The 22159-nt window shown below is 55.1% G+C and carries 22 protein-coding genes and 2 pseudogenes; 11 read left to right on the forward strand and 13 right to left on the reverse strand.

Annotated elements, in window-relative coordinates; translation table 11 throughout:
* Positions 1 to 3 precede the first annotated feature (3 nt).
* Genes ACR0JB_RS02200 through ACR0JB_RS02215 form a run of 4 tightly spaced genes read right to left on the reverse strand, consistent with a single transcriptional unit; the run spans position 4 to position 3215 of the window.
* Positions 4 to 456 carry a hypothetical protein gene (locus tag ACR0JB_RS02200; protein WP_170507880.1) on the reverse strand — a complete coding sequence of 151 codons (453 nt, stop codon included), beginning with the start codon at positions 454 to 456 and terminating at the stop codon, positions 4 to 6.
* A gap of 46 nt (positions 457 to 502) precedes the next feature.
* Positions 503 to 1576 (reverse strand): hypothetical protein, encoded by a 1074-nt coding sequence (locus tag ACR0JB_RS02205; RefSeq protein WP_480645562.1) that lies wholly within the window; start codon positions 1574 to 1576, stop codon positions 503 to 505.
* Between the two features lie 46 nt (positions 1577 to 1622).
* A complete protein-coding gene (locus ACR0JB_RS02210; protein ID WP_170393414.1) occupies positions 1623 to 2591 on the reverse strand; it encodes a DMT family transporter in 969 nt (322 codons plus the stop codon).
* Positions 2592 to 2600: 9 nt separating this feature from the next.
* Complete coding sequence (locus tag ACR0JB_RS02215) at positions 2601 to 3215, reverse strand: nitroreductase family protein (protein WP_170393416.1); 615 nt, start codon at positions 3213 to 3215, stop codon at positions 2601 to 2603.
* 165 nt (positions 3216 to 3380) lie between these two features.
* On the opposite strand from ACR0JB_RS02215, the gene ACR0JB_RS02220 reads away from it, so the two are divergent.
* Positions 3381 to 4259, forward strand: coding sequence for a LysR family transcriptional regulator (locus ACR0JB_RS02220; RefSeq protein ID WP_217354357.1), 879 nt, complete (start codon positions 3381 to 3383; stop codon positions 4257 to 4259).
* A gap of 234 nt (positions 4260 to 4493) precedes the next feature.
* Here ACR0JB_RS02220 and ACR0JB_RS02225 read toward each other — a convergent pair whose 3' ends face one another.
* Positions 4494 to 4991 (reverse strand): type 2 periplasmic-binding domain-containing protein, encoded by a 498-nt coding sequence (locus ACR0JB_RS02225; protein WP_170393420.1) that lies wholly within the window; start codon positions 4989 to 4991, stop codon positions 4494 to 4496.
* A 24-nt stretch (positions 4992 to 5015) separates the two neighbouring features.
* On the reverse strand, positions 5016 to 5204 hold the full coding sequence (locus ACR0JB_RS02230) for a hypothetical protein (RefSeq protein ID WP_170393422.1): 189 nt from the start codon (positions 5202 to 5204) through the stop codon (positions 5016 to 5018).
* Between the two features lie 225 nt (positions 5205 to 5429).
* On the opposite strand from ACR0JB_RS02230, the gene ACR0JB_RS02235 reads away from it, so the two are divergent.
* A complete protein-coding gene (locus ACR0JB_RS02235) occupies positions 5430 to 7097 on the forward strand; it encodes a tetratricopeptide repeat protein (protein ID WP_170393424.1) in 1668 nt (555 codons plus the stop codon).
* 166 nt (positions 7098 to 7263) lie between these two features.
* Positions 7264 to 7971 (forward strand): annotated as a pseudogene (locus tag ACR0JB_RS02240) (IS6 family transposase).
* 192 nt (positions 7972 to 8163) lie between these two features.
* On the opposite strand, the gene ACR0JB_RS02245 reads toward ACR0JB_RS02240, so the two are convergent.
* The 4 genes from ACR0JB_RS02245 to ACR0JB_RS02260 form a co-directional block, all read right to left on the reverse strand.
* Complete coding sequence (locus ACR0JB_RS02245) at positions 8164 to 9009, reverse strand: enoyl-CoA hydratase/isomerase family protein (RefSeq protein ID WP_170504797.1); 846 nt, start codon at positions 9007 to 9009, stop codon at positions 8164 to 8166.
* A 92-nt stretch (positions 9010 to 9101) separates the two neighbouring features.
* Entirely contained in the window at positions 9102 to 9890 is a 789-nt protein-coding gene (locus ACR0JB_RS02250) for an SDR family NAD(P)-dependent oxidoreductase (protein WP_170504800.1), read from the reverse strand.
* A 12-nt stretch (positions 9891 to 9902) separates the two neighbouring features.
* Positions 9903 to 10868, reverse strand: coding sequence for a TIGR03571 family LLM class oxidoreductase (locus ACR0JB_RS02255; RefSeq protein ID WP_480789649.1), 966 nt, complete (start codon positions 10866 to 10868; stop codon positions 9903 to 9905).
* A gap of 14 nt (positions 10869 to 10882) precedes the next feature.
* Complete coding sequence (locus tag ACR0JB_RS02260; RefSeq protein ID WP_170504806.1) at positions 10883 to 11659, reverse strand: CmcJ/NvfI family oxidoreductase; 777 nt, start codon at positions 11657 to 11659, stop codon at positions 10883 to 10885.
* A 107-nt stretch (positions 11660 to 11766) separates the two neighbouring features.
* Between ACR0JB_RS02260 and ACR0JB_RS02265 the strand changes: the two genes are divergently transcribed.
* The gene (locus tag ACR0JB_RS02265; RefSeq protein ID WP_170504809.1) at positions 11767 to 12678 is read left to right on the forward strand and encodes a LysR family transcriptional regulator; all 912 of its coding nucleotides are present in this window, start codon (positions 11767 to 11769) and stop codon (positions 12676 to 12678) included.
* 383 nt (positions 12679 to 13061) lie between these two features.
* Here ACR0JB_RS02265 and ACR0JB_RS02270 read toward each other — a convergent pair whose 3' ends face one another.
* Positions 13062 to 14072, reverse strand: a complete 1011-nt coding sequence (locus tag ACR0JB_RS02270; protein WP_170504812.1) for a LacI family DNA-binding transcriptional regulator — start codon at positions 14070 to 14072, stop codon at positions 13062 to 13064.
* Positions 14073 to 14283: 211 nt separating this feature from the next.
* On the opposite strand from ACR0JB_RS02270, the gene ACR0JB_RS02275 reads away from it, so the two are divergent.
* From ACR0JB_RS02275 to ACR0JB_RS02305, 7 genes and pseudogenes are all read left to right on the forward strand, one after another.
* Entirely contained in the window at positions 14284 to 15552 is a 1269-nt protein-coding gene (locus tag ACR0JB_RS02275; protein WP_170504815.1) for an ABC transporter substrate-binding protein, read from the forward strand.
* Between the two features lie 75 nt (positions 15553 to 15627).
* Entirely contained in the window at positions 15628 to 16473 is an 846-nt protein-coding gene (locus ACR0JB_RS02280) for a carbohydrate ABC transporter permease (RefSeq protein ID WP_170504818.1), read from the forward strand.
* Positions 16470 to 17306 (forward strand): carbohydrate ABC transporter permease, encoded by an 837-nt coding sequence (locus tag ACR0JB_RS02285; protein WP_117871523.1) that lies wholly within the window; start codon positions 16470 to 16472, stop codon positions 17304 to 17306. The genes ACR0JB_RS02280 and ACR0JB_RS02285 overlap by 4 nt, the downstream gene beginning before the upstream one ends.
* A gap of 23 nt (positions 17307 to 17329) precedes the next feature.
* Positions 17330 to 18370, forward strand: coding sequence for an ABC transporter ATP-binding protein (locus tag ACR0JB_RS02290; protein WP_170350239.1), 1041 nt, complete (start codon positions 17330 to 17332; stop codon positions 18368 to 18370).
* Positions 18371 to 18382: 12 nt separating this feature from the next.
* On the forward strand, positions 18383 to 19660 hold the full coding sequence (locus ACR0JB_RS02295; protein ID WP_170504821.1) for an MGH1-like glycoside hydrolase domain-containing protein: 1278 nt from the start codon (positions 18383 to 18385) through the stop codon (positions 19658 to 19660).
* On the forward strand, positions 19657 to 20343 hold the full coding sequence (locus ACR0JB_RS02300) for a D-lyxose/D-mannose family sugar isomerase (RefSeq protein ID WP_170504824.1): 687 nt from the start codon (positions 19657 to 19659) through the stop codon (positions 20341 to 20343). The genes ACR0JB_RS02295 and ACR0JB_RS02300 overlap by 4 nt, the downstream gene beginning before the upstream one ends.
* Before the next feature lie 87 nt (positions 20344 to 20430).
* Positions 20431 to 20745 (forward strand): annotated as a pseudogene (locus tag ACR0JB_RS02305) (IS6 family transposase); the annotation flags it as partial.
* A gap of 7 nt (positions 20746 to 20752) precedes the next feature.
* Here ACR0JB_RS02305 and ACR0JB_RS02310 read toward each other — a convergent pair.
* Together ACR0JB_RS02310 and ACR0JB_RS02315 are read right to left on the reverse strand one after the other, a co-directional pair.
* Positions 20753 to 21631, reverse strand: coding sequence for an MBL fold metallo-hydrolase (locus ACR0JB_RS02310; protein ID WP_170577397.1), 879 nt, complete (start codon positions 21629 to 21631; stop codon positions 20753 to 20755).
* Positions 21632 to 21649: 18 nt separating this feature from the next.
* Complete coding sequence (locus ACR0JB_RS02315) at positions 21650 to 22111, reverse strand: cupin domain-containing protein (protein ID WP_480644984.1); 462 nt, start codon at positions 22109 to 22111, stop codon at positions 21650 to 21652.
* Positions 22112 to 22159 lie beyond the last annotated feature (48 nt).

The following is a 22159-nucleotide window of genomic DNA, read 5'->3' on the forward strand; positions in this document are numbered from 1 at the left end:
GCCTCAATTGGTTCCCCCCAACACCAGATCAGAGTGGTCGTTCACGTTTAGACTGACCGAGACGACGTTTTCCCCCGGTTGCAATCCCGTCATGTGCAACGCGGTTCCGTAGAGCCGCGTGACCTTGTTGCCATTCAGGTAGAGATAGGCATGGCCTTCGTTTGATGTGTTGGATTGGTTGACCCGCTCAGGTGCCAACCGAAAGTTCTCGACAGCCACGTAGACATTCCAACCGGCGAGCGCGTCCTTTACAACTTCGATCGACACTTCCGGTGCGTTGTCTGGATCAACCTCGACTTGGCTGTGAAGATGGGCGTGGCGATGCGCACCGTCGACAGATGGATCAGCGTCATAGGTTCTAACCGCGGGTGCGAACAGTATGCCGAGAAACAGGCAACCGAGAGTCCAATAGAGGACGTACATCAGCGGGATTTCAAGTTTTCTGGGTAGCTTCATCGTAGCTTCCGAAACAGATGTGCGGCTGACGGAGCCGATCTGTAGATCAGGCCGATGCGACCTTGGCAGATATTCGCGCCGTGATCTTCAGCCGTTGCCCGTATCCCAACAGCAGCAGGATCAGCGCGGTGGCTATGATGGGCAGGTGGCCAATCAGTTCTTTTAGCGCTTCGTCCTGCTCGTTTTGCAAGATGAACACAGCGTTGGAGATTAGCATCAACCCGGCAACAACCAGGATGTTCAGACGGGTGATAACGCCCAGAACCAGGATGAGACCAAAAACAACTTCCATAACCCCGGCAGAAAGGACAAAGAGCCTGTCGCTGAACCAGTCGAAGCCAAGCAGTTGCATGAAATTCCATTGATACTCAGAGAGGTATGCCTGGCCTAGCGCGGCACCATGCAGCTTCTCAAAAATACCGAGCATGATCAGCGAAAGCCCAGTAAATATCCGCAGCATGTCTACAGAGTATGGTTTCAATTTTGCGCGCAATTCGTCGGTCGGGAAATAATTGAAGAGCAGGAAGAGCGCGATACCTACGACGTTGACATATTCGAACGACCGAACGACGCCGAACTGGATCATCATACCTATGAACAGGATCAGCATCAGGATCGCGGCATGGTGCAGGAAGTGGTTACTAAGCAAGAGAATCCCGATCCCGGCCTGCAGGAACACCAGAAACAGCCCAAAGCCGCCATGGGCATGCAGGTGAGGGGCGACCAGCGCGCCATCATACGCGGTCAAAAGAAAGGAAATACCGGTAAGGATCCGCATCAACTCCATGACGTCATGGCGAATTTTGGTGTTGGCGATCGGAACCGTCGGCAACCGAGAGTCGAGGAAGATTGCAGTTCCAATCAAGACAGTTGCGATCGCGATCCAGATCAAAACAGCGGGGTCGAATAGAGTATAAGGCTCGAATGTTGCAACCTCGGGGCTGTTGGGATCGACAAACCAACGGACATGCGCTTGTGCCGCATTCGGAGCTATCAGCAGGCCCACCAACCCACCGAGACCAAATGCTAGCAGTCTTGGTTTGGTCCGGTCAGGACTGGTCAGACACTGGAGGGCGGGCCGGTGGATCGTGGCAAAAAGACGATGTTGAACACTTGGCATTTCGCGATCCTTTCGTTTCCCAGGAAAGCAGTTGATTTCGATTGGCTTAACTCGGCGCGGCAGGCCGAATGCCCCGTCTCATATACCCGAACCATCGGGTGAAGTCCGACTGGAGAATGACTGTAGCTGCGATCGTCATCACCATGCCAGGCCAGGTTGCCAATGGTGGCAGGGTGTTTCCCGCAAACAAGCCGATCACAAGCACCAAAGTCGGGTTGAGGAATGTGTAGGACATCACGCGGGTCGGGCCGATCCGGGTCGTACTCCACTGAAACAGGAAAAAAGTGACAAAGGTGGTGAAGACCGACAAATAGGTGATGCCTGCCAAAGTGCGGATCGGTATCTCAGTCCAGGAAACGCTACCTAGACGGGGCAGCGACACGAACAAAAGCCAGATCGATCCGGTGGCCAATATCCAGAAGGTCATGCGGGCCATAGGCTCGCCTTTGTGCAGAACCTTAACCAATGTGGTATAGCTAGCCAGTGCCAAGGTGCCTGCAAGGAACAACAGATCGCCCATGCCTATCTGCAATGCCAGAAGTGCGGTCAGATCACCCCGGAATATCACCCAGATCGCGCCAATCGCGCCGAGGGGAAGCGCAATTCGTGCGCTCCGTGTTATCCGTTCGCGCAACAGGATCGCTGCGATGCCTGCGGTAAGGACGGGGCTTACCGAAAAGATTGCCGCCGTGTTCAGCGGTGTGGTCATTCTCAGGGATGCAAACATACACCAGAAAAACGTGACCAGCAGAAGGCTGAGAAGACTGTAGCGCAACAGGTCGCGCAGGCTGGGACGGGCTATGCCGAAGCGCCACGCCACAAGCGGAGCGAGTAGTAGTGTCGCAAGGGCGAACCGCACAAAGGTCAGCACAACGCTATCCAGACTGTCTGTGATGGCGGCAACTACCGGAAAGGACGTCGCGACCAAGAATGTCGCAACCAGCATCAAGCCGTGGACATGCAGATCGGCTCTGACTACCGCTGGTTTGACGGATGCGTTTGGGTCGAATGACATGGCAACCTCCTATTCTGCTGCGAATGCGGTAAAGCTGGCGGGGTAGGGACCAGGGTAGGAGATCTGCTCAAGCGGATACCGGTTGCTCGGCGCCTCGCGCACACGCAGATCGTGCGGAAGGCGATTGGCCTCGGCGACGCGGCCGATGGTGATCCCCACCTCAAGTCGAAACCGGTCTGGCAATCCCAGAACTGTGGTCGCGTGTTCGAAATCGAGGCCCGCCATGGCATGGGCGGCATATCCGAGCGCGGTTGCTTGAAGCGCGATTTGCATCCAGGCGGACCCAGCATCGAAGCTGTTATATTTCGAGATCATCTCGGGCCGATCTTCTTCGGCGGGCATCACCTTGTCCGAGATCAGAAAGATCAGTGCCGAAGCCGATCGGGCCCATTGCCGGTTTTCTGCGTCCAGCACCGACAGGAAATCCGTCCAATGTTTGTCGGTACGACGGGCATACAGAAATCGCCAGGGCTGGACATTGAATGCCGAGGGTGCCCAACGGCCTGCTTCAAGGATGGTCAGAAGATCGGCATTGGGCATGGGTTTTGCTTCATATGCGCGTGGGGACCAGCGTTCAAGAAAGAGTGGGTCAATGGGGTGGTCAGCGGTTCTGGCCGTCTGCATAGCGGGGCTCCTTTACCTTCGCGCCAACGTTCTGTCCGACTGTGGTTCCGTGGATGACGTCAGCTACACAACTTACTGCCTTAGGAGATACATTGGTGCCGGTTGATGGAGAATATGCTCATTGATGAATGCTAAATTCACCGTTAGTTAATAATTATGGATCGCATGACCGCCCTTACAGTGTTTCGAACCGTGGTAGAGCTCGGCAGTTTCGCAGCTGCGGCGCGCAAGCTGAACTTGTCTCCTGCTGCGATCAGCAAGAATGTCAGCGAGTTGGAAGGCCATCTTTCTGCGCGTCTGATCAATCGCACAACTCGACGGATGAGCCTGACAGAGGCCGGCACGCTGTACTTCGAGCGTGTTGCGCAGGTCCTGGATGATTTGAGAGAAGCCGACGCAACACTTCAGGCCATTCAGGATACGCCCTCGGGCGTGTTGCGCGTCAGCGCGCCAGTTACCGTGACGCTGATCGGCCTGTCGGAAAAAATCCCCAAGTTTCTCGCCCGCTATCCCGATCTGACGCTTGATCTGAGGTTGAATGACCGGCGAGTCAATCTGGTGGAAGAAGGGTTTGATGTCGCTCTGCGCGGGAGCGACAATCTTGAGGACTCGGGGCTGATTGCGCGAAAGCTCATGATCATGGATCACGTTGTCTGCGCGGCTCCGTCTTACTTCGAACAGCACGGTTGTCCAACCCGGCCCGAGGATCTGGCGTTGCACAATTGCGTCAAGTTCACCTTGTCAGACCATGCCGTTCAATGGACTTTCAGGCAGGGCAGGCGAACTGTCAAAGTCCCCGTTCGAGGCCGGTACAAGGTGTCTTCCAGCCTTGCGGTCCGGGATGCTCTCCGCGCCGGGTTCGGTCTGAGCCTTGTCCCTCGTATGTATGTTGCAGAAGATCTGGCTGCGGGACGGCTCCGTCCGGCCCTGGAGGATTGGACGCCGAACGAAACAGGGCTCTATGCCGTTTATCCATCCCGACGCTATGTGATGTCGAAGGTCCGGGTGTTTCTCGATTTTCTTGTTGAAGAGCTTCAAGGGTAGATGTGCCCGCACCTGTCGCGCAAGTGCACCGACCCGCTGCACTGCTAGTCGTGGACCGCGCTGCGTTGACGGAAGGAATTGTCTAGTAGGCATCTTTGCGTCCTCACCATTGGAGCTAAATCGGGTACAGCCCGTCGCGTTTGTTCCAGCAATCGCGGAAAGTAGGTCCTGGCAGGGACGGGCATCCTGGCGGACGCACGTCCTTTTTCGATTTGACCGATACAGCAGGTGTCCTTACTGCGGCTGGTCAGCGGTCAATCGAGACCCAGTCGCGTGACGGATCAGCCGAATAATCATCATCGCGTGTGTGACAAGCAGAACCGGGACCACAAAGGTCGGGATGTACCAGGCCGCGTTGAAATGCGGTACGGCCTCAAGCTGCCTCAGCGCGTTCATAAGGTCAAAGACGCCGACAATGTTCAACGCCCACAACAATGGTACAGCGACAATCCGACCTCGCCATAGAGCGATCAGAGTCAATATACCGGCAACGGCCGAACTCAGATCTCCGTAGCCTGCCTCCGCTGCGAACCCACCGGGCATCGATTCCGCGACCACACCGGGAACAAGGAAAACCAGCCCCAGATGCCGGAGCGCATGAGGAACTGTCAGCCAGAACATGGCATCTGACCACTCAAGATTGTTCAATGCTGGAGAAATTCGGATCGCGACAAGCGTACAGACCACTATGCTAAGAGCGAACTGCAACAGGAAAATCTGGTCAACGGACATCTTTTGGTTCCTTTCTGGTTGGGCTCATCTGACGTTGATTGGTTCAGCGCGAGCAGTTTCGGACGTTTCCAAATTGTCGAGACGTCTTTCCATTTGCTGAACGCGAAACAGCAATTGATCTGTAGGGTCTGCGTGGATGGCTTCGTCCCAATCGGAAAGAAAGGTTCCGACCTGCTTCAAAAACTTGCGTGTGCGAGTAAACGCTTCAGTCATTTGATCGCCCTTTCCTTTGCATTGAATGGATTGGGTTTAAGGTGCGAACAAAATCCGAGACCCGGAAGTACGTAACAGTTATCGTGGGGTTACCAGTCGATGTAACCCTCATGAAAAGTGTTAAAAAATAGCAGCTTACAGGCGCGACAGAGGTATCGCCTACCGGCCGAAGCGTCGAGGGGCGTCGTTAGACACACGTCAACTGGCGGCGTATAGTTGGACTGAATGGAAGGTCAGGGGGCACGGATCGCGAATTCCGACGATTTCAAAACCAACGAAGTTCGAGAACAGCTCCAGCGCATTCTCGATCAAAGTGCATTCGCGCAGGCTGAACGGCAAAGTAAATTTCTGAAGTACATTGTCGAACAGTCACTAGCAGGCAGGGATGCAAACCTGAACCAATTCTCCATCGGCATTGATGTCTTTGATCGAGGAGAGGAATTTGACCCGGCCACGGATGCAATCGTTCGGGTCGAAGCCGGGCGGTTGCGGTCCAGGATTGCGGACTATTATGCAACGAAAGGCAAGAACGACCCGATCCTCATAGATTTACCGAAGGGTGGATACGTGCCGGTCATCACAATGCGCATGTCTGAGTGTTCGGACCAGAATGAGAGTTCCGACCAAACGGGCACCGCGCTTATTTCGCGCCGTCTTGCATACCCAGCACTGGTGGCCGTTTTTGCCGGCATGTCTTTTCTCCTTTGGTCAGCGTTCAGCCAGGACCTTGGGGAAATGCCTCCCCCTCTTTCATCAACCGATCATTCGGTTGCGGTTCTTCCGTTTGACAACATGAGTGCAGACCCTGAGCAGGAGTATTTCAGCGACGGCATCACCGAGGATATTATTACAGACTTGTCGGTGATTTCCGGGCTTCGTGTCATCTCTCGACATTCTACTTTTGTTTATAAGGGCAAGCGGGTGACCATCAGAGAGATTGGAGACGAACTAAACGTCCGTTACGTTCTGGAGGGCAGCGTGCGCAGGCAAGGCGACCGCCTGAGGATTACGGCCCAGCTGATCGATGTCGCCTCCGAGGGCCACATCTGGGCCGCTCGATTTGATCGGGGCGTTTCGGACGTATTCGATGTTCAGGACGAGGTGACCGCTCAGATCGTAAGTGCCTTGGAAGTGGCTCTGACCGATGCCGAAGAAGTACGGTTGGGTCATAGAAACACCTCCAGCGTCGAGGCCCATGATTTGTACCTGCGCGGGCAGGAGCGATTTTGGCATCTTGATGCAGCAGGCGTTACCGAAGCCATCGCGTTGTTCCAGGCTGCCATTGATACAGACCCGGATTACGCAGAGGCGTATGCCTGGAAGGCCCGCGCGCTGACATTTGCGTTTCTCAGCGGTATCAACTCTTCCAAACGCGAGACAATCGATCGTGCCGTCGACCACGCGAACAAAGCAATCAAGATCGATGAACGCCTCCCAATGGCTTATGCCAACCTTGCCTGGGCGCTGAGATGGCACAGGGAACTTTCCGAGGCGCAAAAAACAGTGGAAACTGCCATCACCCTGGAGCCGAGCTTTGCCGATGCACTGTTGTGGAAATCGATGATTCTTTCCGCGGCATCGGACGGTGAAGGGGCGTTGAACGCAATCAACCGGGCGATTGAACTAAATCCAAATTATAGCGTGACGTACACTCTGGCGCTTGGGCGGGCTTACTTTGCGCTTGGCGACTACGAGACAGCCCTGGCCAATTTTCAGAGAACGGTGACAAGAAATCCCCAATTTCTTCCGGGTCGCATTCATGAGGCTCTTGCGTTGGAGCGGCTAGGAAAAGTTGAGGCGTCGAATTCTGCTTTTTCGAGTATCGAAGAGGCGTTCCCAGACTACCGAAACAGCCCCAGCTACAAGATCATTCTGCTGGAATGGCCGGAATAATACGGTTCCAAATTTTCGCGTGCTAAGCATTTGGCAATAACGGACTGCCGCAACCCGTCTTCGGAATGGAAAAACACCCTCGATGACAGACATTCTTTAAAGGCCGGATGGTCTTGTCAGAAGAACTTTGCTTGAGCGGGGCAGGGTGGTTGCGTAGCTTTTGTCCATGACCAGACCGGCCTCTTTCAAATACTTTAAAACCTGCCCCGAGATCATCCGCCTTGCTGTGATGCTGTACATCCGTTTCTCGCTCTCGCTTCGAAATGTCGAAGATTTGTTGCACGAGCGAGGCATCGACGTGAGCCACGAAACCGTCGGATATTGGTGGAACAGGTTTGGCCCGATGTATGCTTCTGAAATCAGGCGGAAGCGGGTGCAGCAATTGAGAGCATACTCCAAATGAAAGTGGCACGTGGACGAGGTTTTCGTGAAGGTGAATGGCAAGCGGCATTATCTTTGGCGGGATGTTGATCACGAAGGCGAGGTGCTGGAAGCAGTTGTCACCAAATGCCGAAACAAGCAGGCCGCGTTGAAATTCCTCAGGAAATTGATGAAGCGACACGATAAAGCGGAAAACGTCGTTACGGATCGCTTCGCCTCATACAGAGCCGCGCTCAGAGAGCTTGGTGCTGCCGATAAACAACAGACGGGCAGGTGGCTCAACAACCGCGTCGAGAACTCGCACCTGCCGTTTCGACGACGCGAACGCGCCATGCAACGGTTCAGGCGTATGCGAAGTTTGCAGAAATTCGCCGCTGTTCACTCTTCCGTCTACAACCACATCAACCAGGAAAGATCGCTAGCCAGCCGAGACTCCTTCAAGTTGACACGAAGCGCCGCTCTTGCCGAGTGGCGCGAACTTGGTGCTGGATAAAGGACAGCGTCACTGGCCTAATAGAGACTGGTTCGAATTCGTCTGACAGCACCTTTCAGCAAGCCCGAACAGCGCATCGGGTCCGTAAGAGTTGAGAACCATTGCTTTCATTGAGATTTTCCTTTTGTGAACATGGTGTCAGGCCTACGTGGAAATCACGCACGCCTGACGAGATCGTTGTCTTGGGTGTGGTCAGTTGATGTCTTGCACCTGCATCACCAGATCGCCCCATTTGCGCTGGTTTTCGATGTCGTGTTCCAAACCTTGTTCATCCGCGATGGTGAAACGTTTGACGGCCGGAGTTTTGCTGGTGGCCTGATAAAGCCAATAGGCTTCGGCTTTCAGCGCTTCATCAATTGGTTTGTCGATCGATTCATAGACCATCTGTTTGCAGGCATTGATCGACTCTGCCGGAAACTGTGCTATTCGCTCGGCCAGCGCGGTCACGTACGGACCAATTTCATCCGGCTCCAAAGCTTTATTGATTGTACCCAAGCGCTCTGCATCATCTGCGTCATAATCTTGCGCGCTCAAAATGATCTCAAGCGCTTTTCCAAGGCCGGTTTGGCGCGCCATGCGCGAGGCACCGCCGCCGCAGGGCAAAATGCCCATACCGACTTCCATCTGCATGAACTTGTACTTGCCCCGCGCGGCAAAACGCATGTCGAGCGCCAACGCCAACTCATGTCCACCACCGCGCGCAAATCCTTCCAGCTTTGCGATAGTAGCTTGCGGCACCTTGCTGATCCGTTCGCAAACCGATTGCAAATCCAAAAGCTGCGCGTCCTCGCGGGATACCGCTTCAGTCGACATGTCCTTGAGCAGTTCGGTGTCGTAGTGGCAGACCCAGATTTCCGGGTTTGTAGATTGAAAGATCACGACCTTGGTGTCGCGATCTCGCTCTAAGCGCATGGCCAGACTGTTGAGATCGGCCAGCATCTCCTGGCCTTGCACGTTCACAGAGCCAAAGTTGAATGTCACAGTGGCGATGCCATTTTCAACGGCGACCTCGAAGGTCTGAAAGTTCTCGTATTTCATCGGGCAGTCCTTTCTTGGGCCTCGACACAGCACGCGTGAGGGGTAAGGGAGTGTTAAAGGTGAAAGTGCGTGGCGTTTTAGCGCCGCGCGGGTCAGTTGATCTGGTTAACCAATTCTCTGATTGTGTTCATGACGTCGGCAGCGTGGCCTTTGTCGAGTGCTGCTGCGTGTGGATCTGAGAATACCCCACTGTCATTGTCAAAATAGGCGCCCGACGCATCAGCGAACCGCCTGCCCAGGGCCGCATCCATCAGAATATCAGCGCCAATGCTCATATCGTTGCCGGAAACGCCAAAGCCCTCTTTCACCATTTTTGAGGCTAAGAGCGACCCGGGATTCACTGCGACCATCACCGGCCCATCGGGTTGTAATTTGGCCCATTCCATGGTCCAGATCGTGATAGCCAGCTTGCTTTGGGCATAGGCCTCCATGTCTGTCAGCGGCACATTGCCCTGCATGGCCTTGACGTTTACCGGGGCCTGCGCCGCCGATGACAAGTTCACAACACGCCCGTCAGCAGGAATGATCGGCAACAACAATTCGGTCAGCAGATAGGGTGCAAGCGTGTTCACGACAAAGCGGATGTCCTGCCCATTCTCAAGCACCGTTTGCGGGGCTTTCAACACACCCGCGTTATTGATCAACACATCCAGTTGGTCATGTTTGGCGCGTATGGTTTCGGCCAGTTTTCGAACCGCGGACAGATCGCTTAGATCAGCGGTATAGGTTTCGACATTGCCACCGACTTCGGCGGCGGCGCTCTCCAATTTGGGTGCGCTGCGCCCGTGCAAAAGCACTTGGTGCCCGTCAGCGGCCAGTTTCTTTGCTGTCAGCAAGCCAATGCCGTCAGTTGAACCGGTGATAAGAACAGTCTTGGTCATCAGTTTTATCCTTTAAGAAAAGCCTGGCAGCACAACGTCAGCCAGACGTTCAAGTGTTGTGTCGATGGGTGCTTGATTGAACCTTAAGTTCAGCGCCACGTGATTGACCCCAAGGGTTTCAATCTCGCGCAGATAGTTGCACAGGAAATCAGTTCCGGACTGAAACCCAAGGTGGATCGGGCGCGGAGGTGCAGCGGGATCGGCAACGACATCGACATAAAGCGATTGCATAACCGGCTTGTCCGGTTGCCCTGCCGCTTTCGTGCGTGTTCGGTATTCCGCGATGACCCGCCCTTGGGCTGCGGCGTTGCGTGGATAGGTCATCCAACCGTCCCCGTTCTGTGCCACCCAATCGGAGGTTTGCTGGCTGCCACCAGTGATAAGCAACGGCAAACGCGTGCCATGCGGCTTTGGCAACAGATCAATGTCGCCAGACAGTGTGCCCTGCCCGCTTTCATGCGTGGGATAGCCCAATCCGACCGCGCGGATGTACTCAACACTATCGCGGAAACGTACCCCCCGATCGTCAAAGCCCTTGCTCATCGCCGGGTACTCCTCGGGCCGGTCACCAGAAGCAACACCCAAGAGCAACCGACCACCCGATAGCACGTCCGCGGTCGCCGCCGCCTTGGCTACATGGGCTGGGTGACGCAGTGGCAGGATCACACTCGACGTTCCTAGCGCAATCCGGTCTGTCACCGTTATCAGCGCACCCAAATAGACAAATGGATCGAAAACCTGTCCGGCATCACCAAAACTTGGAACATTGAAAGGCACGTCGCGCAGCCAAAGTGCTGCAAACCCAAGGTCCTCTGCCCTTCGCGCGGCCTCTAAGTGGCCCTGCATCATCGGCTTTGCGCCGACCGCATAGGATTCAAACGGCAACACAAGGCCGACACTCAGCCGGCCTGGACGAAACACCCGGTTGTAAGCCACATTGATCTGGGCAAACTCGGTGGGCTGAATTCTATTCAACATATCTGGCCTCCCAATTAGTACCACACCAAAGTGCGGCTCTCGATGCTCTTGCGAATGGTGGTGACGTTTGGCTCCTCGATCATATCAAGCGCGCTATGTGCCACCGACGGTAGCCCTTGACTGTCGTAGATGTTGAAAAACGCAACCTCGTCCGGCGTCATCTTGGAAAGATAGACCCATTCATGGTCAGGGTTTCCCACCAACCCCATGATTTGCCCTTTGCGGTCGGGATAGATCAGGTCCAGCAGAATCCAGTCAGACGGGTCAACTGAAGACGGGCGAACAAAGCCAAGCGGGGCGGAATTGATCGGATGTTCCACAGGACGCCACACATTGACAAAGGCAAAGTGACCTTGCGCCCATTTCGATGCGACCTCGGCCCCCAGCAGGTCGACAAGGCGCTGCTCAGCCCCGTCCTTGCTGTAGTCACTGTGGACGTTGCGCGCGGGCTTGCGCGTGGCACCGGGATCGTCGACCCGAACGGTGTGATCAAAAATCACAACTTCTTGCGCACTCAGCCTGTCCAGTAGCATCCCGGTCAGTTCCGCATCATATGTCTGTTTCCAGGAGTCCCCGGTAAAATCCCGGACCTGCGATTTCAGCAATGTGAATTCTACGGCATCAGATGCAAATGTGACTGACGTTGCCTTCGTGCGGGTATCCGCCAGCGCAACAGTCGTCGGAGCCAGTTCCGGGGAAATCAGGTTGCCCGCAACCCCACCTGAATCTAGTTCAAAGGCTTGCCGATAGGGCTTGTGAACATGGTAGTTGACTGTCGCCGTCCGCGTCATCTGCGCCTCCTTCCTCTGTTGTGTTGCAACGATGGAAGGGATTTAACGTCAATCTAATTGCATATAAACTGCCCAATGATGGAATGATAATTCGGGTTTGCGATATAATGGGACTTGATACAGATGCGCTGCGATTGTTTGTCAGGGCGGCAGAAATGCTGAACATAAGCGCGGCGGGGCGCGCATTGGGTATGGCCCCGGCCGTGTCCAGCGCAAAACTCGCCAAGTTGGAGCAGAACCTGGGTTCCGAACTGTTACATCGCACAACGCGCAAAGTGTCATTGTCGGTCGAAGGTGCTGATTTCCTGCCCTTCGCCCGCGAGATTATCGCGCAAGAAGAGGCCGCACTTGCTGCTCTAGGCAAGCAGACAACAACCATCAAGGGCACGTTGCGCTTTGCTGCGCCAAGCAGTTTTGCACAGCTCTACATCGCGCCAATCCTGCCCAAGTTCCTTGAACAGCACCCCGACCTCACAATCGATCTGCGTCTGTCGGATGTGCAGTTCGACTTGATCGAGGGAAGTTATGATCTAGCACTCAGGAACGCGCCACTTGTCGACACCAGCCTCAAGGGTCGCAAACTGGCTGATGACCAGCGTATTCTTTGCGCCGCGCCACACTACCTCGACACGCACGGCACGCCCAAAACTCCTGATGATCTGAACAACCACCACCTGATTGCTTTCCAAAACCGCCAACCCCGCCTGCTGACTGGACTGGCAGGTGAGAACGCGATTTTCGACCCCGCGTCGGCGAAAGGTCAATTGACTATCGACGACGGCCAAAGCCAGGTCTGCGCCACGCTGGCTGGGGCCGGTATTTCGTTGAACGCTCTATGGAGTGTGAATGAGCAACTGAAGTCAGGCCGGCTGACACAGGTTCTGCCGAACTTTGAAGCCGCAGAGGACAATGTCTTGTGGTTGATCTATCCCAAGTCCAACGTGCTATCCCCCAAAGTGCGGGTGTTCATAGACTTTCTGATCGCAGAGATTGGCGCAGCGCCACCATGGGAAGAATAACTCGCAAATAAATCCGGCGCCCGTTGGGACATCCCGACGCCAAGGTCGGGGACCAGGCGCTGCGCGGACATGCCTTGTCCAGTCCAAATGTCTGGTTTGGTGTCCTCATTTCGGTCGTCGCCGAACAGAGGTTCGATTGGCAGATTACCGCGCCATTAGATGATTGACCACATCATAACAAACCACTAGCGCCGCTGAACCGGATTTATGTGAGGCTATCTCTGGTTGAGTGGCCAGCTCATCAGCGGACCCAACGCACCTTCACTAAATCGCCGATAGCAGCCATTGATCGTGTATGTAGAAAACGTCAGCGATGAGCCCAAAGTGTCAAACAACACATGGTACCGCAATAAACGCCTGCGACAGCAACTGAGATATATACTTTAGTGGTCAGGGGCTGCTCCTGATGTTCCTCGAATTGTCAGAGTCGCAGAATACTCGAAATGACGGACTGGCAGATCGGGTGTTCGCATTCGGTCCAGAAGGATTTCGGCCAACCGCTTGCCTAACTTCTTCGGGTCGATCGCCATGGTCGTGAGGCCGGGCGTCGAGACGGCCGCATCCTCGATGTCATCGAAGCCTACTACTGAAAAGTCATGCCCTGGTTTCAATCCGGACTGGATCAAGCCGAAGCAAGCGCCAAGCGCCACAACGTCTCCGTTGCAAACAATGCCCGTCACCTCGGGGTGTTGGTGACGGAGTGCGGCAATAGCGTCAACGCCAGCACTCTTATTCTCATCGCATGGCCAGACAATTGGCTTCACGTCATCCATCTGCTTTAAAGTGCCAAGGTAACCGGCAATGCGTTCTTCACGCACGGACGATTGCTCGGTGCCGCCAAAATAGGCGATATGCTTGTGCCCTAAGTCTATCAAGTGCTGCGTGGCTTGTGCGAGGGCTTCGGTGTTTAGAATGCCGACATGGTCGAAAGACTGCGACACCTTTCGCATGAATGTCACAGCGGGAACACCGTGAGCATTCAGAAGCTCCATAGATACTTCGCTTGTGTCGAGCGCCGGAACCCAGATCAAACCACGTCGGCCAAATCTGATGCAGGCTTCCAGAAGGCGGTCTTGACGTTGAAGATCGCCTTGCGCATCGAGGATCGACACCATGAACCCTTCGGTTTCGAGCAAGTCGACGGCGCCACTCACAACCTCTGCGTTAAACGGGTTTGCCAATTTGTTTAGGATAAAGCCGATCTCGCGATTGTCACCTGATCGCATTGTGGCCGCCGCTTGATTTGGTACGTAGCGCAGACGCTTGGCTGCGCTCAAGACTTTCTGACGTGTCTTCTCTGAAATTCGGCCGGTGTCACGCATAACTTGGCTAACGGTTGGAACCGATACGCCCGCTTCTTTGGCAACGCTGGATAGGGTGGGTTTTTTCGTCATGAGTCACAGTTTAGATATATCGTTTGCCTAAAGTCGCAATTGATTTTGCAATTGGCAAGTAAATTATGGCGAAAGCTTGGTGGTAACAGGCTTGACTCAAGATACAACGATATACCATATTAACTGCATTCGCCCGCAGACTGACCCAAAGGTGTCGGCGAGGGAGAGAGGTTGTCGGGTTTCGGTCAGCCTCAGACATAGGGAGGAAATCATGTCGATTCATCTGAAACTGTCGGGTGCCGTGTCCAGTGTTGCCATGCTTGTTGGCGCAGCTGCCGTGCAAGCTGAAACTCTGTTCTGGTCGACCCAGGCCCGGCCCGCCGAAGAAGCGCAGGCTATGCGGACTGAGGTTCTTGGTGGCTTCGAGGGCGGGGTTGACTACCAACCGAACGAAGATGGCCCCTGGCTCACTCGCTTGCAAGCCGAGCTGCAAGCCGACTCAGGCAGCATTGACTTGCTGGGTTCCTTGCATGGCAACTTCTCGGCGATGAACCCTGATGACCTGATGGACCTTAGCGATCTTGGCGTCATGTCGGCGTCGGGCACTTTCAATGATCTGGCTAAGCTGGGAACCGACAGTCTGCAATATATGCCGTGGATGCAAGCGAGCTATATCATGGCCGCCAATACGGAAGCGCTGCAATACCTGCCTGAAGGTGCGGACATCAATGCACTGACCTATGACCAGTTGATCGCGTGGGCGGCGAACGTTGAAGAAGCGACGGGTCAGAAGAAGTTCGGCTTTCCAGCGGGACCCAAGGGTCTGAAGCACCGCTTTTTCCAAGGTTATCTTTACCCGTCCTACACCAACGGTGTTGTGCGGACCTTTGCTTCGCCCGAGGCTGTGACGGCATGGGAAAAGTTCAAAGAACTTTGGAGCCATACGAACCCCGCATCAACCAACTTCTCATTCATGCAGGAGCAGCTGTTGAACGGCGATGCCTGGATTGTCTTTGATCATACTTCGCGCCTTGCGCAGGCTTTCAATGAGCGTCCCGACGATTTCGTCGCCTTCCCGGCGCCTGCTGGTCCGACCGGTCGTGGCTTCATGCCTGTTTTGGCAGGCGTTGCCATCCCGCGAACCGCGCCGGATGCCGAAGGGGCCAAAGCTTTGGTGGCTTATTTGATGCAGCCGGAAACGCAGATCGCAACCCTTAAAGCCACAAACTTCTTCCCTGTGGTTGAAGTCGAGTTACCAGACGATCTGCCGCCTTCGGTCAAAGCTGCCGGCGAAGCGGTTGCCAAGATGAGCGGCTCAGCAGACGCCAATCCTGGCCTGCTACCTGCCGGTCTGGGCAGCATGGGCGGCGACTTCAACCGTGTATACGTGGATGCATTCGAACGCATTGTGCTGGCTGGTCAACCCATCGAGCAGGTTCTGGAAGATCAAAAGAAACAGCTGGAAAAGATCATGAACGAAACTGGCGCGCCTTGCTGGGCACCAGATGCGCCTTCGGAAGGTGCCTGCCCGGTCGAGTAAGACTTTCCTGACAGCCGGGCCGTCGAAGCAATGGCCCGGCTCCCCAGCAAAATCCCAACTTAAAGGAGCGGTCCGATGGAAGCGCGGCTATTGCCTTACTTTCTGATCCTCCCGGTGACGCTATTTCTCTGCCTTTTTTTCCTTTACCCATTTGCGCTGGTTGCGCAGCAGGCGTTTGGTACAGAGAACGGCTTTTCACTGGATAACTTTCGCGAGGTTGTGAACTACTGGAAGTTCCCGATCTCCATGAAGAACACCTTTCTTCTGGCTGCGGCCGTGGTGCCGATCCAGCTGGCGCTGTCACTGCTGATGGCCACGATGGTCACTAAGATGCAAAAGGGCCGCGATTTGGTTCTCTATATTTGGACCATACCGCTGGGCATCTCAGATCTTGCGGCTGGTATCATCTGGCTGGCGATCTTCGAGCAGTCGGGTTTCCTGAACTCGATGATGGTCGGGCTTGGTGTTACTCAGCAACCTGTGAGTTTGCTGAGCTATCAAACGCCGTGGGTAGTGTTTCTGGCGATTATGCTTGCCGAGATTTGGCGCGCGACCGCGATTATGCTTGTGATCCTTGTGGCGGGCATCGGTCTGATCCCCAAGGAATACTACGAGGCTGCGGATGTGTTTGGCGCCTCGCGCTGGAAACAGTTCACCCGGATCACTTTGCCGCTTCTGCGCCCATCGCTGCAAACTGCCCTGGTCCTGCGTGTCATTCTGGCCTTTGAAGTCTTTGCTGTGGTCGCAGCCCTTGGGGGAACGATATTCCCGGTGCTTATGGGCGAAATCTACGCCTATCAGTTTGACTTGCAGAATGGCGGAGCAGCAGCAGCGCTGGCGATCATCGTTCTGATCATCTCGATCGTCTTCACTCTGATCATCATGCGCGCTCTGCGCGTCCCGAAAGGAGCCTCGATATGACGGCAGTTGCAGACGTTGTGGCCCCTGACGCCCGCAAAGCGGGAAGGGGGCTCTATCGGGCTGGGGTTATCCTGCTGTGCGCTTGGGTGATTATTCCGCTCTACCTACTGTTCGTGAACACGATGTCTTCACCGGATACGGTGAACAGTTTTCCCAAGAGCTTCATTCCGGAGTTCAATATGGGATCCCTGGAGTTCTTTATGGGGTTCCAGGGGATGCTGAGGGCGCTTTGGAACTCGGTTGTGGTGGCTTTGATGACGATGGTGATGTCCATCGCCATAGGCGCCCCGGCGGGCTACGCGCTATCGCGGTTCGACTTCCGAGGGAAAGAACTGTTCCGACTGCTGATCCTGCTGACACGGGCCTTCCCGCTTCCGCTTTTGGCACTACCCTTGGCAGTTCTCTTCATCCGTACGGGCTTGGATGATACGGCTTTTGGTCTGGCGCTGGTTCATACAACGTTGGCGATCCCCTTCGCGGTGCTCATCACCTTTTCGCTCTTCTCGGGTATCCCGCTGGAGCTCGAAGAAGCGGCCTGGACATTGGGCTGCACACGGCTGACCGCATTCACCAAGGTGATCCTGCCTCTGGTGCTACCAGGGATCACAGCCTCGGCGATTTTCGCCTTTGTGATCTCGTGGAACGAAGTGTTCGCGGCCGCCGTTCTGACCATCGAGAACCGGACGCTTCCCGCGTTCCTGTTGCAGACCCTGGGCGAGGCCCCTTTGCACCTGAAATTTGCAGGCGGCTTTATCCTCGTGGTGCCTGCGCTGATCTTCATCTTCGCCGTGCGCAAATATCTCTTTGCGATGTGGGGCATCGCCAACCGCTGAGCGGTGGCTGAAAGGAAACTGTTATGGCTGAAATACAGATCAAGAACGTCGCCAAGAACTTTGGATCTTACCAGGCTCTTCACGACATCAACCTGACCATCGCAGACCAGGAATTTATGGTCCTTTTGGGCGCCTCGGGCTGTGGTAAATCTACGCTTTTACGCATTATCGCAGGGTTGGAAACGGCTACGACCGGCGAAATCTGGATCGGTGGCCGCCGGGTAGATCACCTGTCGCCCAAAGATCGCGGCATCTCGATGGTGTTCCAGAACTATGCGGTGTTCCCACACCTGACTGTGTTCGAGAACATTGGCTTTGGTCTTCGGATGCAAAAGCTGCCCGATGATGAAGTCAAACGCCGGGTCGAGAGAACTGCTGGGCTGATGCATATCGAACAGCTTCTAAAGCGCTATTCGGGAGAATTGTCCGGCGGCCAACGTCAACGGGTCGCTGTTGCCCGTGCGTTGGCAATGGAGCCGGACGTGATCCTGATGGATGAGCCGCTGTCGAACCTTGACGCGCTCCTACGCATGGAGATGCGTGCCGAGTTGAAAGGCGTTCTGGCCGAAAGCAAAACCACCGCCATCTATGTGACACACGATCAGGTCGAAGCTATGTCCATGGCTGACCGGATCAGCGTTATGCATCAGGGCAAAATTGTTCAGGCGGCCTCACCCATCGAAGTGTACAGGGATCCAGCGGCCGAGTTTGTGGCCAGTTTCATCGGCAACCCTCCGATGAATTTCCTCCCCGCTGAAGCTGCGGGCTCTGGTCGCTGGACAGTGGCGGGACAGAGCTTTGACGGGCCGGCAAATGGAAAAGATCTTAAATGGGCCATCCGTCCAGAAGATCTGCGCATTGCGGATCAGGGTTTTGGAGCGCGAGCCAAAGTAGTGGAGCCTCTGGGCGCACATTTGCTCGTGACTTGTGAAGTGGACGGACACCAGTTCCGCGCCGTCCTGGACAGTGAGCTCAGCGTGAAACCTGGTGACGTACTTACGCTGGCGCCGCAAGAAGGCCGGGGTCGCTGGTTTGACCCCGAAACCACTTTGGCTGTCGCGTAAAGGAGAAGATATATGAGCCAAGCGCTGATTGATCAGGCTCGTGAAGTAATGGAAGGAAATGACCGGGGTAGCTATACAGTTCCCACCCATGGCCTCTATCCCTTTCAGTGGAATTGGGACAGCGCATTGTCCGCGCTTGGCTTCTCGCATTTTGACATGAATCGGGCATGGGTCGAGGTCGAGACCCTTATGGCTCATCAATGGGACGATGGTATGGTGCCCCATATCATCTTTCATGAACCCGATGACGGATATTTCCCAGGCCCTGAAGTCTGGAAAACCGGTCAAGTTATACCCACGACTGGCATCACCCAGCCGGCGGTCGCGGGCTTTGCTGTGCGAAAGCTCTACGATCGGTCCAACGACAAGGCTGTTGCGCGCGAACGGTTGGCTGAGCTCCTGCCAAAGGTTCATGCGTGGCACCAATGGTTCTATCGCGACCGCGATCCCGACGGTACGGGGTTGGTCGCAATCATTCACCCTTGGGAGTCTGGCCGAGACAACTCGGTGGATTGGGATGAAGCGCTGGAAGCCATGCCGATCGAGGGCGTCGCGCCATTTACGCGGCGCGATACAACACACGCCAACCCTGATCACCGCCCGTCGGACGAGCAATACAAGTGTTACATCTGGCTGCTTGAACATTTCCGAGGGCTTGGTTGGGACAATGCCAAGCTCCACGATGCCTCACCCTTCCGGCTGGTTGATCCGGGCTTCAACGGTATCCTGATACGGTCCTGCGACGATGTAGCGGATTTGGCCGAAGTCCTGGGCGATACCTCAATGGCTTCGGAGGCGCGAACAATGGCCGTGAAGGGTCGTGCGGCATTGGAAAGCCTTTGGAATCCGATACTTGGACAATATACGTGTTACAACCGCGCAGCTGGTCATCTGCAAAGCACTCCCACGGTAGCAGGGCTGCTCGCAGCAATTGCTGATGTCCCTCATGGCCGCGCTGAGGAGTTGGTTCGCAGGATCGCCTTGTTGGGCCAGCGATGCGGCTATCTGGTGCCCAGTCACGACCCGGCAGATGGCGCTTTTGACAGCCTGCGCTACTGGCGCGGGCCGACATGGTTAATCGTAAATTATTTGATTGCTGAAGGTCTAGGTCGGTCCGGGCAGGGGGAAATGGCACAACGCATCCTCGCCGACAGCCTAAAGCTTATTCAGAAAAGCGGCTTTGCAGAATATTATGACCCGATGAGTGGTGAACCTTGTGGCGGCGGTAGCTTTACGTGGACCGCAGCCATGGTAATCGAAATCCTCAAAACCAAAAGAGTGCCGGCATGAAGCGTTCGCGCATCAATGAAATCATGGCCCAAGCAGATGAGATGATCCGCGCTCACGGGTTCACGTTGCCGCCCTTTGCCTTTTGGACACCCAAGGAGTTTAAGGCCCGTGAAAGTGATGCCCGTCACGTGATTGATGCAAGGTGCGGTTGGGACATCACCGATTATGGTGACGGTGATTTTGACAAGATGGGCCTGTTCCTCTTTACCCTGCGCAACGGGTTACAGAGTGATTTGGCCAAGGGCGGCGGCATGTGCTACGCCGAAAAGCTATTGATTTCGAGGCAGGACCAGCTGTCGCCCATGCACACGCATGTTCTGAAAGCTGAGGATATCATCAACCGCGGTGGCGCAACTCTGATTGTTGAGCTTTTCGGCTCAGACGACGCGGGTGGTTTTGCAGAGGATCGCGGCGGTGTGGTCTGGCTGGACGGCATCCGACATCACTATCAACCGGGCGAGAAGCTGCGCCTGGCACCGGGTGAAAGCGTTACCCTGCGTCCTGGTGATTGGCACGCGTTCTGGGGCGAAGGCGGGGATGTGCTGATAGGCGAAGTCTCGACCGTCAATGACGACGAGACCGACAACATTTTTCGTGACCCAATTGGCCGATTTGCCGAGATTCAGGAGGATGTCGCTCCGACACATCTGTTGGTCAGCGACTATTCCAAATGGCTGGGTTGATCAATGAAAACAGTGGCGGATTCTCGGCAGGGCTTTGTCAGGTTAACTTTGCTTGAGTGGGGCAGGTCGGTTGCGTAGCGTTTGCGAATGACCAAACCTGCCTCCTTCAAGTACTTCAAAACCAGCCCGGAGATCATTCGTATGGCCGTAATGCTATATGTCCGGTTTCCAATATCGCTTCGAAGTGTGGAAGACCTTCTGCATGAGCGCGGGATTGAAGTAAGCCATGAAACTGTCCGCTACTGGTGGAACCGTTTCGGCCCGATGTTCGCGTCAGAAATTCGCAGAAAGCGGGTCCAGCAATTGCGGGCATTTTCAAAATCGAAATGGCACGTCGGCGAAGTGTTTGTGAAGATCAATGGCAAACGGCATTACCTGTGGCGCGTCGTTGACCATGGGGGGGGCTGTTTCAGCCTCCGTGAGTGATGGCGAAGCCCATTTTCCGGACGTGTTCCCCCAGATCCTTGTAGTTTTCCCAGCTCTCGTACTTCGGAAGCTTCACGGTCTCGCCCAGCTCGATAACCGCGGTCACAAGGCCTGCAGGGTTTTCCTGATAGACCTGTTCAATCGTCGGGTATACCGCATCGTAGAGGTCATTGTGGAACTCAGCCCCTTCGACCAGATGCTCAACCCCCATCTCACCCGAGTGGGTCGTGATCGCATAGTTTAAGTCCCAGGTTGCCAGTTCGTTCAGGATCTGACGGTTGCCCAGCACGTTGCTGTCAGTCAGGAATAGACCGCGTGTCAGCGCTTTGGGCGCATACATGTCCGAAGTCACAACGATGCCTTCCTCTGGCAGGTGCACCACCGCAATGGCAATCCCATCGGCTGGGCCGAAGTGGAGAAGATCCACTATGGTGGTGCCCATGTTGATGCTCAACGCATCCTTAAAGGTCACGTCCAACTGATCGGGAAGCATGCCCAACGGATCCTTGTCCATGAACATTTCGAAGTTTTCCTGTGCAACCACGTCCGCGTTGGGAAACACATCGGTGCCGCCCACATGGTCGTAGTGTTCGTGGGTCATCACGATCCTGCTGACCGGCAGGTCTGTCAACTTGGCGATTTCCTCTTTCAGCAGCCCCGCTCGGAACGGGTTTGCGGGGTCTGTGATCAGAACGCCATCTTCGCCAATCACAACAAGGCTGTTATAGTGCAGCGCGTCCATCGAATAGACGTTTTCTGCAAGCTTTTGGGTGGTCACTTCGGGGCCAGCCGCAAGGGCCGATCCGTTGATGCTGGTTGCGGCGAAGGCAGCCAGAACAGCGGTTTTAACATTCAGTTTCATTTGGATATTCCAGTTCGATTAGATGTAGACGACGCCGAAGCGCTCTTCGATCAGGTCGAAATCAATCTCGCCTGTCTCATTCTGGCGCGAGGTTTCAACCATGAACTCCTCGGCCCAATCGCCGGGGAATATGTAGCTGATCATCTTGGCCGTCGTTTCGCCCACGTTTTTCATGCAATGGGACACGCCGCGCGGACATTGGATGCTGGCACCCGGGCCCGCCCGGAACACCTTGTCGCCGATTTTGACTTCAAGTTCACCTTCGAGGATGTGGAAGGTCTGGTCTTCCCATTTGTGGTAGTGGTCGGGAATGAACCCGCCCGGGGCTATTTCACCTGAGCCAAAAACATATTCGGATTGAGTATCGTCTTTTCCAGCAACGACCGACGTGTATTCCTGATCGGCCATGAAATATTTGCGGCCTTCATGCCACCCGCTGACGATGGTTTTTTTGCTTGCCGCTTCAATTTTCTCAGACATGTTGAGTTCCAGTTTTGAATTCAATTTTGGGTAGCGACCGGGCTACCT

The sequence above is a fragment of the Ruegeria sp. BI7 genome (assembly GCF_056537925.1).